The sequence below is a fragment of the Plantactinospora sp. KBS50 genome, from assembly GCF_002285795.1.
GTDB lineage: Bacteria > Actinomycetota > Actinomycetes > Mycobacteriales > Micromonosporaceae > KBS50.
In genome coordinates this window covers 6,352,501-6,365,963 of sequence record NZ_CP022961.1, presented here as the reverse complement: position 1 = coordinate 6,365,963, position 13,463 = coordinate 6,352,501, and the positions used below count along the sequence as shown (strand labels likewise).

Here is a 13,463-nt window from a genome sequence, read left to right as displayed (position 1 = left end):
TGCGGAAGGAGACGGTCGTGGGCTCTGAGGTCAATGTCGTGTGGATCGACAACAACACCCAGACCAGCATCGGGTGGACCGGCGTCGCGGCATCGGCGCTGCCCGGCTCGCCGCCCACCGCCCGGATCATGGTGTTTCCCCCGAGCGGGGAGGAACTGGAGTACACCGTCCGGCTGGGCGAGACGTTTCCGGTGCTCGACGAGACGTGGCGGTTCGCGGACGTCGACTTCCGGGCCCCGGGCTGGTGGACGGTCACCCTGCGGCGGGTGGACGCGGACGAGCCGCAGGACCCGCCGACCGGGCGGCACGGCGTGCACGTGCCGTCGTTCGACGACGCACCGGCCCGGTTCGCGCCGTTCGGGCGGCTGGATCCGGCTCAGCTCGCCGCCCTCACGGCGGCGCTCGGGCAGGAACTGCCGCCCGCGTACGCGCGGTGGCTCGCCGAGACCAACGGGGTACGTCCCGAGCGTCCGGTGGGGATCGCCGACGTGGGCGAGGACATGGACGGCGCGGCGGTGCAGCGCTATCCGCTGGAGCTCTCGTTGTCGTGGCTCAAACCGTTGTTCGGTGTCGACCCGGAGGATCGCCACCGTGACCTGGTGGTCGCGCAGCAGGTTCACCGCGATCCGTTGGTGTCCCGGGGCTTCCTGGCCATCGGGACCACCGACGACGCGACGCTGTTCGTGAAGGTCGGGCCGCCGGACCGCGACTCGGTGTGGGTGCTGTGGCGGGGCAACCGGCACACCGGCCCGGAGGACGCGGCTCACGGCCCGGAGGACGCGGCCGGAGGTGACCCGGCGGGCGCGGCCGGGCATCGGGAGCGGGAACTGTCGATGAGCCGGCTCGGCGGCGACATCGGGTCCGTGCTGGACAGGTTCCGGCCGTACACCGGGTCCGGCGGCGGGTACGACCCGGATGACGTGGCGGTGCCGGATCGCAGCGATCCCCGATACTGGGACGTCCGGGAGTGATCGAGGTGGAGGCGGAGCGAGTGCCACAGCCAAGCAGGCCGTGCCGACGGAGGATGTCGCGGTGACCACTGTCGCACCGCCGACGCTGCTGCTGCCGGTCGGGCAGTTCTTCGGCACCTTCCACCCGGCCGTCGGCTCGGAGCAGCGGTACCACCGGATCCGGCTGCGCGACGAGGTGTGGGAGCTGGAGGATCCCCGCTTCCTGGTCTGGGCGCTGCTGCACGGGGTGACCGGGCCGCCGGCCGAGCGGCCGTGGACCCTGGCGGCGCTGCGCGAGGCCGCGGAGGGGCAGTTGCCCGCGGGCGAGGAACTGACCTCGCTGCTGGACGATCTGGTCGGCGCGGGACTGGCCGCCGGGGTGGTGCCGGGCTCCGACGAGGCGGTCGACTTCGCCCGCCGGCACCGGTTGGGGCCAGGATGCTCGGCCTGGGCAACAAGGCCGAGGAACCCTGGCTGTACTCGATCGGCTTCTTCGATCACCCGGTGGTCACCGTGACCCGCACGGTCTACGACATCTGGGAGCGGTGCCCGTCCGGCGAGAGCCTGTGGCGGATCTGCGAGGCGCTCGCCGCGGAGGAACGTCAGGCGGGCGGCGCCGACCGCGATCTCGTGGACCCCGCCGCCCTGCTGGCCGGATTCCTCGGCACCGTCCACAGCCTGCTCGTCAGCAGCGTCGTCTACCTGGAGCCCATGCCGTGACCGGACCCAGCACCGCACCGACCGGCGGTACGCCGTTGATGTTTCCGGTCGGCCGGTACACCGGTGCCTTCCACCCGGCGGTCGGCGCCCCGGTCCGGTACCACTCGCTCTCCGTCGGCCGGCTGTCCGTGCAGTTGGAGACCGAGTCGGCATTCAACGTCTGGGTCGCGGCGCACCGACCGCCCGACGCGGGCCGGCCGTGGACCCGCCCCGAGGTGGCGCGGGCCGCGACGCAGCGGCTCGGGGTGGCGGATCCGGACGTGCTGATCGAGGAGTTCCGGACCGACGGCCTGCTGGTCGAGGTGGATGCGGCCGATCCGGACGCGGTGGAGTTCGCCCGCGCGCACCGGGTGCTGCCGCTGATGCTGCCGTTGGGCAACACCCCCGACGATCCGCTGCGGCACGGCATCGGCCTGTTCGGCGCCGAGCCGCTGCTGCGGGTGCCCACCCTGGTCAACGACGTGTGGATGTGGAGTTCCGCGGGCGGCAGCCTGTGGGACGTCTGCGTGGCGTTCGCCTCGGCCGGCGCCCGTGCCGAGGTGGACGACGAACGCGAACACGATCCGCGGTACGTCCTCGGGGAGTTCCTCGGCGGCCTTCAGGAACTCATCGGGATCAGCGCGGCCTGCCTGGACGAGGCGCCGCGGCGCTGAGCCGACCCGCCCGACCGCTGAGCCGACCCGCCCGACCGCTGAGCCGACCCGCCCGACCGCTGCGCCGGAGCCGTCAGCCGACCCGCCCGACCGTTGCGCCGGAGCCGTCAGCCGAACCGGTCGGCCAGTGCGGCGTACGCGTCCCGGAGCGCGACCAGCCGGTTGCGGCGCAGCCGGCCGGGCTGCCGGCCCACGGCGGACCGGCCGCGTTCGCTGGTCACGGCGGCGGTCGGTGCCTCGTCCGCACCGGCCGGCACGAACTTGAGCACCTCGTCGACGGCGGCGGCGGCGCGGTGCAGCGCGGCGCCGGCCCGGACCCGCTGCTCGGCCGGCAGGTCCGCGGGGTCGGCCGGGGCCGTACCGGCGTAGGCGTCGGCCACCCACAGCCACTCGCCGGGATCGAGCAGCTCGGATGCCCGGGTGTCGCCGTAGCTGAACCGGCCGGCGGCCGGGATCATGGTCTCGGCGGGTAGCCGGAACAGGAACTCCCGCGGCCGGCCGCATCCCCCGCAGTCCCCGGTGTACCGGCTGGCCAGGTCACCGTCGGCCAGGGCGATCACCGCACTGTCCCGGGCGAATCCGCCGGCGCCGCACTGGCATGGGTGCAGGTCCATGTAAAGGTGGGCTTCCGCGCTGGTACGGGCGAGGGGCGGGACCATGGCCACCACCGTACCGACGCGGTACGAGTTGCGGGTGCCCGACACAGGCGGGTGCGGTGGTGCGGCGCTCGGCCGGCGCGCTACCTTGGGTCGGCCCTGGCCGAGCCATCCCGACTACCGGTGGAAGCGCAGTTCGCGGACATGACAGAGCAGATCTTTGACCGGACCGCTGCGGCGTCCCGCCCCACCGTGGCGACCAGCGGATTCTTCGCCGACGCGTCCAACTTTGAGCTGCGGCTCGTGACGGACTACGACAAGATCAGCGAGATCGTGGCGGCGCTGCGGGTGCTGGGACTGCGGGTGGTGCTCACCAGCGGCACCTTCGACATCCTGCACGAGGGCCACTCGATGTACCTGGAGGCGGCCCGACAGTTCGGCGACTTCCTGATCGTGGGGTGGACAGCGACGAGAAGGTCCGCCGCCGCAAGGGGGTGTGGCGCCCGGCCGTACCGGAACTGGAGCGGTTGCGCATGGTCACCCACCAGCGCGGCGTGGGCCTGGTCACGCTCAAACCGGCGGACGAGCCGCGCTGGTCGCTGATCAAGGCGGTACGCCCGGACGTGCTGGTAGCCACCGCCGACACGTACGACCCGGAGGAGATCGAGGAGCTGGAGGCGGGGTACTGCGGCCGGGTGGAGGTGCTGGACCGGATGGCCACGGTCAGCACCTCGGCGCGGCTGCGACTGCTGCAGCTCGGCCTGGGCCGGCGGATGTCCGAGCGGCTGTCGGAGCGGCTGCCCGACCTGCTCCAGGACCTGTTCGACGAGATCGACGAGGCGGGGGAGCGGCCCGCCGAGTGAAGCAGCTGCTGCTCTATCTCCCGGTGCTGCACGCCGGCTACGAGGCGTTCCTGGACCGGCACGGCGACGCCGCGGAGATCCTGCTGCTGGGCGCCGGGTTCGCCGCGGACCATCCGGCGCTGCGCAAGGACATCCGCGCGCTGGCTCCGGAGACCGCCGCGCGGTACCTGTCCGCCGCGGGCGGCCGGCCGCCGGTCCGGGTCGTACCGCCCGACGGGCTGTGCGCCGCGGTCCGGGCGGACGTTCTGGTCGTCCCGGACGAGGAACTCCTCCGCGACCTGGTGTCCCGGCACGGCCTGGCCGAGGGCCGGACGGTGCGGTACGAGCGGACCTTTCTGCGCTGGGACCGGCCGTGGAGCCAGGCGCAGCGGCCGGCCGGCTACGACGGCCGGGTGGCGGTGGACGAGCTGTCGGTCCGGCTGACCCGGCGGGCGGCCGAGGCGGCGGCGCACAGTTCGGACTGGTGGCGTCAGGTCGGCGCGGTGGCGGCGCGGGACGGCGAGATCCTCGACGTGGCGTACAACCGCCACCTGCCCACCGAGTACGCACCGTACCTGGATGGTGACCCGCGCAACGAGTTCCGCCGGGGCGTACGGGCGGATCTGTCCACGGCGATCCACGCGGAGGCCCTGCTGGTGGCGCGTGCGGCGCGGACCGGGGTGGCGCTGGCCGGCGCGGACCTGTATGTCTCGACGTTCCCGTGCCCGGCCTGTGCCCGGCTGGTGGCCGAGGCCGGCTTCCGGAGCTGCCACTTCGCGGGGCCGTACGCGTTGCTGGACGGGGACGGGATCCTACGGTCGGCCGGCGTGGAGCTGATCTGGGTGGACCTCGGCGACCCGCTGGCGTAGCCGGGCCTCGGCCGCCGGGTCGGGCCGCTGGCTCAGCTTCATCCGCACCGGCCGGTGCGCCGGGTCGTCCGTGTCGCCGACCAGGACGTGTACGTGCAGGTGCTCGATGGTGGCTCCGGTGCGGCCGGGTTCGCCGTTGCGGGACCCGAGCCCGTAGTGCGTCAGCCCGTACCGGTCCCGCACCCAGCCCAGCACCGGCCAGAACTCGGCCTGGGCGGCGGACGGCAGGTCGAGCAGGTCGCCCACGTGGGCGTGCGGGACGAGCAGCAGGTGCAGCCGGGTGCCGGCGTACGGGAACTCGTTGGGGGTGACCGTCCAGTGCGCGGTGCGGTGCAGGATCTGCTGGTCGGGGTCCCGGTCCAGCCCGTCTGGGCAGAAGACGCAGACGCCGGCGGCCTCCAGCCGCAGCATGTCGGTCAACTGCTGCTCGGAGCGGGAGTTGCTGAGGTGGTAGAACGGCACCTCAGGACCGTTCGTAGGTTTCGACGGTGTACGGCAGGGCGTCGCCCTCGACCCGTTCGCCGGCGGTCCGTTCGAAGCCGGTCAGCCAGCCGGCCGGCAGCACCGTGTCCCCGCCGACCCGCGCATGCACCCGGGTCAGCTGGATGCGGCGCACCTCGGGCAGCGCCTGCGCGTAGATCTCCGCGCCGCCGATCACGAAGCACTCGTCCCGGCCGGTGAATGCCGCGATGGTGCGGGCGGTGTGCAGCGCTTGCGGCACGTCCGGCTGGGTCAGCGCGCCGTCGGGTACCGGCAGGCCGGCGCGTCGGGTCGCCACCACGGTGAGCCGGCCGGGCAGCGGCCGGCCGAGCCGCGTGACGATGGACTCGTGGGTACGCCGGCCGGCCACCACCACCGCGCCGGTGGTGAGCGCCTTGAACCGGCGCAGGTCGGACGGCAGTCGCCAGGGCAGGTCGCCGTCGGCGCCGATCACGTCGTCCTCGTCGGCCGCCACCACCAGCGTGGTCAGCACGTCCGCGCCGGTGCGGGTCACGGCGCCACCGGGATCCGGCCGATGCCCGGATGCGGGTGGTAGTCGGTCAGCTCGAAGTGTTCGGCCCGGAAGTCGTGGATGTCCTCGACCGCCTCGCCGGCCGCGCTCAGCGCCACGGTGGGCAGCGGCCGGGGCGTCCGGTCGAGCATCGCGCGGGCCTGGTCGACCTGGTCGGCGTAGATGTGCGCGTCGGAGATGGTGTGGTAGTAGACCCCGGCCGGGATGCCGGTCAGCCGGTCGAGCATGAGCAGCAACGCCGCGTACTGGATCATGTTGGCCGGCACCCCGACCGGTACGTCGCCGGAGCGCTGGAACATGTGCAGGTGCAACCGGCCGCCGATGACGCGTACGTGCACCCAGCCGTGGCAGGGCGCGATGGTGGTCCGCGGGGTCTTGCCGGCGCCGCGTACCTGGTACTGCGGGATCCACGGCGACACGAAGTGGGTGCGGTCGCCGGGTAGCTCGCGCAGCTGTTCCACCAGGTGTTTGAACTGGTCGAACCCGGCGCCCTCGGTGGTCGGGAAGTCGTGGAACGCGCCGCCGTACGATCCCGGGCCGATGTCGCCGGGCGGCAGTCCCCGGCGGTCGGTCTTCTCGGGGGTGGCCCACGGCCCCCACCAGTCGCAGCCGAACTCGGCGAACTCCTTGAGCGTGGTGGCCCCGTTGATGAACGCGCACAGTTCGCCGATCGGCTTGCGCCAGAACGAGGCGACGCTCCGGTCGGTGATCAGCGGGAAGCCGTTGGCCAGGTCGAAGCGCATGGTCTGCTGCATGAGGGTGAGCGCCTCCGGACCCTGCCGGGTGGGCACCGCCACGCCGTCGTGCAGGATCCGGGCGAGCAGGTCCCGGTACTGCCGGTCCGGGGTTCGCTCCTCGAACGGACGGTAGTGCACGCTCACCTCCTCGGCGACCGCCGCGTGCGCGACGCACGCGGCCGGGGCCGCGCTGGCCATGCTAGTGCCACCGCCCTGGCCAGGACGGTTACGCCCCCGGCGCGGTGGGCCGGCGCGGTGGGCCGGGGCGGTGGGCCGGGGCGGTGGGCCGGGGCGGTGCCGGCGGCGCGGCGCCGGCGGCGCGGGGTGGGTCAGTCCCCGGCGATCAGCTCGTCGAAGCTGGTGGTCAGCGCGAACGGGTCGGGGGCGGCCGCCGGTTCCTGCTCGGCGACCAGGGCGGCCAGTTCGCCGGCGGCGCGCTCGATGCGGCCCTGGAGCGGACCCGCGGTCTCGCCGCCGGCCCAGTCCTCGGATGCGGCGAAGACGGCCGTCGGCACGGTGAGCGTGCGCAGGTGGCTCAGGAGCGGCCGGACCGCGTGCTCCAGCGCCAGCGAGTGCCGGGCCGTGCCGCCGGTAGCGGCCAGCAGCACGGGCCGGCCGGCCAGCGTCCCCTCGTCCAGTACGTCGAAGAACGACTTGAACAGCCCGTTGTACGAGGCGTTGAAGATCGGCGTGACCGCCACCAGCCCGTCGGCGCCGGCCACCGCCTCCACCGCCGGCCGCAGGGCGGCCGGCGGGAAGCCGGTGAGCAGCGCGTTGGTCAGCTCGTGCGCGTGTTCGCGCAGCTCGATCGGGCGGATCTCGGCGTCGATCCCGTGCTGCCGCAGCCCGGTCCGGACCGCGGCGCCGAGCCGGTCGGCGAGCAGCCGGGTGGCGGACGGCTGGCGCAGCCCGGCCGAGACCACCGCGATCGTCCGCTGGCTCATCGGGTCACCTCCGACAGGTCGCCGTCGTCCGCCCGCTCCCCGGACTCCGCCGGCTTCGCCGATTCCGCCGATTCCGCCGGCTTCGCGGCACGGGCGGCCAGCAGCGTGGCGTGGGTGGGCGCGTCCGGCACGTTCGGGCCGCGCCGGGCCGCGAACTCCCGGCGGAGCACCGGTACGACCTCTTCGCCGAGCAGGTCCAGTTGCTCCAGTACGGTCTTCAGCGGCAGGCCGGCGTGGTCGACGACGAACAGTTGCCGCTGGTAGTCGCCGACGTATTCGCGGAAGCCGAGGGTGCGGTCGATCACCTGCTGCGGGCTGCCGACGGTCAGCGGGGTCTCCGTGGAGAACTCCTCCAGGGACGGCCCGTGCCCGTAGACGGGCGCGTTGTCGAAGTAGGGCCGGAACTCGGCTACGGCGTCCTGGGAGTTGCGCCGCATGAACACCTGGCCGCCGAGGCCGACGATCGCCTGCTCGGGCGAGCCGTGCCCGTAGTGGGCGAACCGTTCCCGGTAGAGCGCCACCATCCGCTGCGTGTGCTCCTTGGGCCAGAAGATGTGGTTGGCGAAGAAGCCGTCGCCGTAGTACGCGGCCTGCTCGGCGATCTCCGGGCTGCGGATCGAGCCGTGCCAGACGAACGGCGGTACGCCGGCAAGCGGCCGGGGCGTCGCGGTGAACGACTGCAACGGCGTGCGGTAGCGGCCGGTCCAGTCGACCACGTCCTCCCGCCACAGCCGGTGCAGCAGCGCGTAGTTCTCGATGGCGAGCGGGATGCCGGCCCGGATGTCCTTGCCGAACCACGGGTACACCGGGCCGGTGTTGCCGCGGCCGAGCATCAGATCGACCCGCCCGTCGGCCAGGTGCTGCAGCATCGCGTAGTCCTCGGCGATCTTCACCGGGTCGTTGGTGGTGATCAGGGTGGTCGCGGTGGACAGCAACAGCCGTTCGGTGCGGGCGGCGATGTAGCCGAGCATCGTGGTGGGCGACGACGGCACGAACGGCGGGTTGTGGTGCTCGCCGGTCGCGAAGACGTCGAGCCCGACCTCTTCGGCCTTGCGGGCGATGGTGACCATCGCCTTGATCCGCTCGCCCTCCGAGGGCGCCCGCCCCGTGGTGGGGTCTGGCGTCACGTCGCCGACGGTGAAGACGCCGAACTGCATGACCTGCTCCTCACGCCCGTCCCGGGGTCGGTCACCCCGGGGCACGACCGGGGGAACATACTTGACGAGTCAAGTATTCCAGGCGGCCGGCTGACGGGTTGATCCACCCGTCGCGTACCAGCGCGATCGTGGTGGATCTGGTTTGCTGGGCGGGCGTTCGCGCTCGGCGGCATCGATGGCTGCCGGGCCGGTGCCGGATGGGGGAGGCGATGGCTCGATGGCGAACCGCGCTCTCCGTGGGTCCGCGCGGTCGGCCGGAGGGACGTTCTTGTCAGATCGACCCTCGCGGCCGCCCGCACCACCCCCGTTGGTGCTGCCCGCAAGGCTACGCCGAGACGTCCTCGCGACACAACGTACGTTTAGTCTTTTTGACAGACTCAACGTCCGTTTATCGTGATGTCAGGTGCCGCGTCCGCCGGACAAGTTTCGATGCTGGTGAGGGTGATCATGAAAGAGGGCCTGTCGCAGGGGTCGCGACGGACGTTGGCGGACAAGCTCAACCAGCTGTTCGCAACCTTCCGCCCCGAATCGCAGGAGGTCGGCCGGGGTCGGCCGGGACGCGAGTACTACAACAGCGAGATCGCCGACCGGATCAACCGGCCCGGCCCGATCGCGGACCGGATCCGGGAGCTGGTCGGGGAGACCGTCACCATCAGCGGCGCTTACCTCGGCGAGCTGCGCCAGGGCAAGGCCACCGACCCTCGGCTGAGCCATCTCAAGGCGCTGGCCATCGCCTTCGGCGTCCCCACCTCCTACCTGGTGGACGACGAGGAGGACGATCCGACCGGAACCGTCGCCGCTGACCTGCATCGACTTGGCCAGATGCGGCGGCTCGGCGTCCAGCAGGTCGTCTTCCGGGACGTCCTCGGGCGCAGCGGCCTGTCCGGCCGTAGCCAGGAGGCGATGACAGCCATCTTCGAACAGTTGCTGGAGATGGAGGGAATCAGCGATCGTGGTTCCGGCGACGCCCGGCCGCCGGGTGTGGACGACGGCACACCGCGGCCGGAGACCGGCGCGCCCTGACAGGACGGTGAACGGATGCGTGCGGCACGAATGCGCCGGCGGTGCGTCCGCCTCGTGGACGGCCTCGGCCTGCCCCGGCACCCGGACGTCGCGCAGGTCTGCGCCGCGGTCGGTGCCCGCACCGACCGGCCGGTCCGGCTCACCCGGCTGGAGATGCCACCCGACCTGCCCAGCGGCGTGGTGGTGGTGACGCCCTCGACTCTCGGCATCTTCGTCGACGCACTCGCCGAACCGTGGCTGCAGGACGGCATCGCCTGCCACGAACTCGCCCACCTGCTGCTCGGCCACCACCTGCGTCCGCTGGACGATCCGGAGATGACCCGGCGCGTCCTGCCCACCATCGAGCCGTGGGCCGCCCGGCAGGCGCTCGGCGCACCCGAGCCGCGGACGCTGGCGCGTACCTGCTATGACGGTTCCATGGAGCGCGAGGCCGAGATGCTCGGCACCGAGCTGTTCGGCCGGCTGAGCCCGTGGCCGGCAGAGCAGACCTGGGACGTACCGGCCCGGTCCGCCCGGGTGATCACCCGGATCGAGCGGGCGCTCGGGGACAACGGGTGAACGGCGTTCTCTACCCGGTGGCCGCCGCGGTCGCCTGGTCGGCCCTGCTCTACCGGCTCGGCCGCGGCCTGCGCCAGGACCCGCGCGACCCGGCCCTGTACGCCGTGTGCACCGCGTTCGCCCTGATGGGCCTGGTCTTCACGGTCTCCACACCGGCGATCTGGTCGCGGCTGGACGGCTGGACCGGGATACCGAACCTGTCCCTGCTGGTGAGCCAGAGCGGGGTCATCGCGTTTTCCGGCACCATCCAGTGCCTGATCATCTTCTGGACACATCCCGGCAGCACCGGCTGGCGCCGAGCCCGCTGGCGGCTGCTCTGGGTGGTCGGCGTGCTGGTCACCATGGCCGTGCTCTTCTCGGCCGTCCCACCCCGCCCCGAGCAGCCCCGGGTGGCCGCCGCCACGTACGCCGCCGAGCCGACGTACGGCATCTATCTGGGCTGCTACCTGGCCATGGTCGCGGTCGGGGTGGCGGACATCATCCGGCTTTGCCTGCCGTACGCCCGGGACGCCGGCCGCACCTGGCTCAGCCGCGGCCTTCGGCTGACCGCCACCGGCGCGGCGTTCGGCGTGCTCTACTGCGTGCTGCGCACCGGCACCGTGGTCGCCGCCCTGCTGCACTTCGACCAGCACCGGTGGGAGTTCCTGGTGCCGATCACGGCATCCCTGGGCGCGTTGCTGATCATCGTCGGGTTGACGCTGCCGGCCCTCGGCCCCCGGATGTTCCGGGTGACCACCCTGCTGGCCCGGCGCCGCGCGTACCAGCGGCTCCGGCCGCTCTGGGAGGCGGTGGCCGTGACGATGCCGGAGGTCGTGCTGGACCGCGGCGGCCGCTGGCCCGCCGCGGCCCTGTGGGACCTGGACCGCCGGCTGCGCCGGCGGGTCATCGAGATCGGCGACGGGATCCGCGGGGTTCGCGACCACCTCGACGAGTCCGCCGCCGCGGAGCCCACCGGCGGGCCGGACCCGGCGGTCCGGTACGCGGGTCGGCTGCGGGCCGCGCTGGTCGCCTTCGAGCAGCGCCGCCGGGCGGACCTCGACGCGCCCGGCCCGGCGGACGGTGGGCGCGGTCCCGGCGGTCCCGGCGACCCGACCACGGCCGGCCGGAGCGGGCCCGAGGACGCGGCCGCCCTCGCCGAGCAGCGCCGGCGGGTCCGGTGGGACTCCTGGTACGCCCGGCTGCCCCGCCCGGCCGACGACGCCGACGATCCGGAGCCCACCGGCGGTCCGCCGGCCCGCGGCCCGGTGCCGGCCCAGGAGCAGCCGGCCGGCGGCCGGGACTTCGCGGCCGAGGTCAACTGGCTCGTCGCGGTCTCCGCGGCGATGAACTCCTCGGGTACCGCGGCCGCGCTGGCGCAGACCCGGCTGGCAGCAAGGGAACGGAGCTGACACGTGCCGTCACCCATCGATGCGGTGCTCGCCGACCCGCACGGGACCTTCGCGGCACTCCGCGAGCGTGGCCCCGCGCACCGGGTCGTGCTGCCGGACGGATCACCGGCGTGGCTGGTGACCCGGTACCGCGACGTGCATCCATTGCTGGCCGATCCGCGCCTGTCCCTCGACAAGCGCACCGGCTCGGGCGGCTGGCAGGGCTTCTCGCTGCCGCCCACACTGGACGCGAACCTGCTCAACATGGACCCACCCGACCACACCCGGATCCGGCGGCTGGTCTCCCAGGCGTTCACGCCCCGCCGGGTCGGCGGCATGCGCGTGCGGATCGCCGCGATGGCCGAGCAACTGCTCGACCGGTTGCCGGCCGCCGGCGCCGACCTGGTCACCGGGTACGCGGGGCCGCTGCCGGTGGCCGTCATCTGCGACGTCCTCGGCGTGCCGGCCGACCGCCGCACCGATTTGCGCCGGTGGACCGGGGCGATGCTCAGCCCACCGCCGGACGACCCGGCGGCCAGCGGCCGGGCGGTGCTGGCCATCGAGCGGTTCCTGCTGGACCTGATCCGGTTCCGGCGCCCCCGCCCCGGCGACGACCTGCTCACCGCCATGATCGCGGCACGGGACGCGGGCGACCGGCTGACCGAGGACGAACTCACCTCGTTGGCCTTCCTCGTCCTCTTCGCCGGCTACGAGAACTCGGTCCACCTGATCGGCAACTGCCTGTTCAACCTGCTCCGGGACGGGACGGCCGATGCCCGGGTCCGGGAGGATCCGGGGCTCGCCGGCCGGGCCGTCGAGGAAACGCTGCGGCTGGAGCCGCCGGCGACGCTGGCGATCCGCCGGTTCGCCAGCACCGAGCTGACGGTGGGTGACGAGGTGATCCCGGCCGGCTCGACGGTGCTGCTCGGCATCGCCGCGGCCAACCGCGACCCCGACGTCTTTCCCGAGCCGGACCGGTTCCGGCTGGACCGCGCCGACAACCCGCACCTGGGACTCGGCCACGGCCCGCACTACTGCCTGGGCGCACCGCTGGCCCGGTTGGAGACCGAGGTCGCGGTGGTCGCGTTCCTGCGCCGGTTCCCGAAGGCCACCCTGGACCCGGCCGCCGACCCGGCCTGGCGGCCCTCGTTCCGCAGCCGCGCCCTGCGGAGCCTGCCCGTGGTCTACTGAGGGTTTCCCTAGCCCGGCAGGTCCCTGACCTGCTCCCGGTCGAGGTCGACGTAGACCGTCCGGTCGAGGTGGTCGATCCGGTGCACGGTCGTGGCGGGCAGCCGCACCCTGCGGCCGGAGATCCAGGCACCGGTGTCCACCACGAGCACACCGGCCCCGTCCTCGGCGGTGGCCTCGTCGACGGTGCCGATCTCGCCGTCCTCCGCCGCCACCCGGTAGCCGGTCAGCTCGATCTCCGTGCCGGGGCCGCCCTCGTCTCCGGTACCGCGACCCGTTCCGGGCTCCCGGTCCGGGTCCCCGGGATCGGCACCGCCGGGCTCGTCCCGGCCGTCGACCTGCTGGTAGCCGCCCAGCAGCACGGGGTTGCGCCAGGTCCACGGATCCGGCTGGACGCTCATCGTCGCCTCCACTCGAGGTTGGGGGATCGCACATTGGAACGCTCCGCGGCCAGGACGTCGAGTACCTCCTCGTCGCGCAGCTGGGCGAAGTCGACGTACCACCGGCCGACGGCCTCGAAGTCCGGCGGCGTGGAGAGGCACACCACGGCGTCGGCCTCGGCGGCCAGCATCTGGTGCGCCTGCGGCGAGCAGACCGGCGCGGCCATCACCAACCAGTCGGGCCGGTGCGTCCGCAACCAGCGCAGGGCGGCACGCGCCGTGACCCCGGTGGCCACCCCGTCGTCGACCAGCACGATGCTGCGACCGGCGAGGGCGGTGATCGGCCGGCCGCCCCGGTAGCGCTGGATCCGGCGGGTCACCTCGTCCCGCTCCCGGGCCACGGCCCCGACCAGATCCGCCTCGGTCAGGCCCAGATAGCCCAGGGAACGCCGGTCGAAGACCGGCGG

Annotated in this window: 19 protein-coding genes (1 of these 19 running past the window's edge); 11 read left to right on the top strand and 8 right to left on the bottom strand. The window is 73.4% G+C overall.

From position 1 onward, the window contains the following. Positions 1-17: 17 nt before the first annotated feature. The 4 genes from CIK06_RS27610 (at position 18) to CIK06_RS27595 (ending at position 2,323) form a co-directional block, all read left to right on the top strand. Positions 18-971: a DUF6406 domain-containing protein gene (locus CIK06_RS27610; RefSeq protein WP_157756976.1), complete on the top strand. Its 954-nt coding sequence runs from the start codon at positions 18-20 to the stop codon at positions 969-971. 61 nt (positions 972-1,032) lie between these two features. Next, entirely contained in the window at positions 1,033-1,467 is a 435-nt protein-coding gene (locus tag CIK06_RS27605) for a hypothetical protein (RefSeq protein WP_095567238.1), read from the top strand. Further along, positions 1,464-1,670, top strand: a complete 207-nt coding sequence (locus tag CIK06_RS27600; protein ID WP_198348033.1) for a hypothetical protein — start codon at positions 1,464-1,466, stop codon at positions 1,668-1,670. The genes CIK06_RS27605 and CIK06_RS27600 overlap by 4 nt, the downstream gene beginning before the upstream one ends. Then, positions 1,667-2,323: a hypothetical protein gene (locus CIK06_RS27595; protein WP_232533897.1), complete on the top strand. Its 657-nt coding sequence runs from the start codon at positions 1,667-1,669 to the stop codon at positions 2,321-2,323. The genes CIK06_RS27600 and CIK06_RS27595 overlap by 4 nt, the downstream gene beginning before the upstream one ends. Before the next feature lie 107 nt (positions 2,324-2,430). On the opposite strand, the gene CIK06_RS27590 is transcribed toward CIK06_RS27595, so the two are convergent. Next, positions 2,431-2,982 carry a hypothetical protein gene (locus CIK06_RS27590; RefSeq protein ID WP_095568189.1) on the bottom strand — a complete coding sequence of 184 codons (552 nt, stop codon included), beginning with the start codon at positions 2,980-2,982 and terminating at the stop codon, positions 2,431-2,433. 141 nt (positions 2,983-3,123) lie between these two features. On the opposite strand from CIK06_RS27590, the gene CIK06_RS27585 reads away from it, so the two are divergent. Genes CIK06_RS27585 through CIK06_RS27575 form a run of 3 tightly spaced genes read left to right on the top strand, consistent with a single transcriptional unit; the run spans position 3,124 to position 4,630 of the window. Further along, positions 3,124-3,522 (top strand): adenylyltransferase/cytidyltransferase family protein, encoded by a 399-nt coding sequence (locus tag CIK06_RS27585; RefSeq protein WP_157756974.1) that lies wholly within the window; start codon positions 3,124-3,126, stop codon positions 3,520-3,522. Beyond that, positions 3,474-3,782: a hypothetical protein gene (locus tag CIK06_RS27580; protein WP_095567235.1), complete on the top strand. Its 309-nt coding sequence runs from the start codon at positions 3,474-3,476 to the stop codon at positions 3,780-3,782. The genes CIK06_RS27585 and CIK06_RS27580 overlap by 49 nt, the downstream gene beginning before the upstream one ends. After that, positions 3,779-4,630: a deaminase gene (locus tag CIK06_RS27575; protein WP_095567234.1), complete on the top strand. Its 852-nt coding sequence runs from the start codon at positions 3,779-3,781 to the stop codon at positions 4,628-4,630. The genes CIK06_RS27580 and CIK06_RS27575 overlap by 4 nt, the downstream gene beginning before the upstream one ends. On the opposite strand, the gene CIK06_RS27570 is transcribed toward CIK06_RS27575, so the two are convergent. The 5 genes from CIK06_RS27570 to CIK06_RS27550 all read right to left on the bottom strand — a co-directional run bounded on the left by CIK06_RS27570 (position 4,574) and on the right by CIK06_RS27550 (position 8,480). Further along, complete coding sequence (locus CIK06_RS27570; RefSeq protein WP_095567233.1) at positions 4,574-5,092, bottom strand: HIT family protein; 519 nt, start codon at positions 5,090-5,092, stop codon at positions 4,574-4,576. The genes CIK06_RS27575 and CIK06_RS27570 overlap by 57 nt on opposite strands. Position 5,093: 1 nt before the next feature. Then, entirely contained in the window at positions 5,094-5,624 is a 531-nt protein-coding gene (locus CIK06_RS27565; RefSeq protein ID WP_095567232.1) for a dihydrofolate reductase, read from the bottom strand. Then, positions 5,621-6,577 carry a thymidylate synthase gene (gene thyA / locus CIK06_RS27560; RefSeq protein WP_198348032.1) on the bottom strand — a complete coding sequence of 319 codons (957 nt, stop codon included), beginning with the start codon at positions 6,575-6,577 and terminating at the stop codon, positions 5,621-5,623. Before thyA ends, CIK06_RS27565 begins: the two co-directional genes overlap by 4 nt. A 131-nt stretch (positions 6,578-6,708) precedes the next feature. After that, positions 6,709-7,323 (bottom strand): FMN reductase, encoded by a 615-nt coding sequence (locus CIK06_RS27555; protein ID WP_095567231.1) that lies wholly within the window; start codon positions 7,321-7,323, stop codon positions 6,709-6,711. Next, positions 7,320-8,480 carry an LLM class flavin-dependent oxidoreductase gene (locus CIK06_RS27550; protein WP_095567230.1) on the bottom strand — a complete coding sequence of 387 codons (1,161 nt, stop codon included), beginning with the start codon at positions 8,478-8,480 and terminating at the stop codon, positions 7,320-7,322. Before CIK06_RS27550 ends, CIK06_RS27555 begins: the two co-directional genes overlap by 4 nt. A 447-nt stretch (positions 8,481-8,927) precedes the next feature. Here CIK06_RS27550 and CIK06_RS27545 point away from each other — a divergent pair, with 447 nt between their 5' ends. The 4 genes from CIK06_RS27545 to CIK06_RS27530 are packed head-to-tail and all read left to right on the top strand — an operon-like array spanning position 8,928 to position 12,619. Further along, positions 8,928-9,503: a helix-turn-helix domain-containing protein gene (locus tag CIK06_RS27545; protein WP_369916260.1), complete on the top strand. Its 576-nt coding sequence runs from the start codon at positions 8,928-8,930 to the stop codon at positions 9,501-9,503. 15 nt (positions 9,504-9,518) lie between these two features. Continuing rightward, positions 9,519-10,061 (top strand): hypothetical protein, encoded by a 543-nt coding sequence (locus CIK06_RS27540; RefSeq protein ID WP_157756971.1) that lies wholly within the window; start codon positions 9,519-9,521, stop codon positions 10,059-10,061. After that, positions 10,058-11,449 (top strand): MAB_1171c family putative transporter, encoded by a 1,392-nt coding sequence (locus CIK06_RS27535; RefSeq protein WP_095567227.1) that lies wholly within the window; start codon positions 10,058-10,060, stop codon positions 11,447-11,449. Before CIK06_RS27540 ends, CIK06_RS27535 begins: the two co-directional genes overlap by 4 nt. Positions 11,450-11,452: 3 nt before the next feature. After that, positions 11,453-12,619, top strand: coding sequence for a cytochrome P450 (locus tag CIK06_RS27530; protein ID WP_095567226.1), 1,167 nt, complete (start codon positions 11,453-11,455; stop codon positions 12,617-12,619). Between the two features lie 8 nt (positions 12,620-12,627). Here CIK06_RS27530 and CIK06_RS27525 read toward each other — a convergent pair whose 3' ends face one another. Beyond that, positions 12,628-13,017, bottom strand: a complete 390-nt coding sequence (locus tag CIK06_RS27525; protein WP_157756970.1) for a PRC-barrel domain containing protein — start codon at positions 13,015-13,017, stop codon at positions 12,628-12,630. Then, positions 13,014-13,463 carry the 3' portion of a phosphoribosyltransferase gene (locus tag CIK06_RS27520; RefSeq protein WP_095567224.1) on the bottom strand. It continues 240 nt past the right edge of the window, so 450 of the gene's 690 nt are visible here — the last part of the coding sequence; its start codon lies beyond the right edge, outside the window; its stop codon occupies positions 13,014-13,016. The genes CIK06_RS27525 and CIK06_RS27520 overlap by 4 nt, the downstream gene beginning before the upstream one ends.

What these genes read in the sequence shown, in the direction of transcription:
- CIK06_RS27590 (WP_095568189.1), bottom strand. Translation starts at nt 2,982, where the DNA reads ATGGTCCCGCCCCTCGCCCGTACCAGCGCGGAAGCCCACCTTTACATG.
- CIK06_RS27585 (WP_157756974.1), top strand. Translation starts at nt 3,124, where the DNA reads ATGACAGAGCAGATCTTTGACCGGACCGCTGCGGCGTCCCGCCCCACC.
- thyA (WP_198348032.1), bottom strand. Translation starts at nt 6,577, where the DNA reads ATGGCCAGCGCGGCCCCGGCCGCGTGCGTCGCGCACGCGGCGGTCGCC.
- CIK06_RS27555 (WP_095567231.1), bottom strand. Translation starts at nt 7,323, where the DNA reads ATGAGCCAGCGGACGATCGCGGTGGTCTCGGCCGGGCTGCGCCAGCCG.
- CIK06_RS27550 (WP_095567230.1), bottom strand. Translation starts at nt 8,480, where the DNA reads ATGCAGTTCGGCGTCTTCACCGTCGGCGACGTGACGCCAGACCCCACC.
- CIK06_RS27545 (WP_369916260.1), top strand. Translation starts at nt 8,928, where the DNA reads ATGAAAGAGGGCCTGTCGCAGGGGTCGCGACGGACGTTGGCGGACAAG.
- CIK06_RS27540 (WP_157756971.1), top strand. Translation starts at nt 9,519, where the DNA reads ATGCGTGCGGCACGAATGCGCCGGCGGTGCGTCCGCCTCGTGGACGGC.
- CIK06_RS27525 (WP_157756970.1), bottom strand. Translation starts at nt 13,017, where the DNA reads ATGAGCGTCCAGCCGGATCCGTGGACCTGGCGCAACCCCGTGCTGCTG.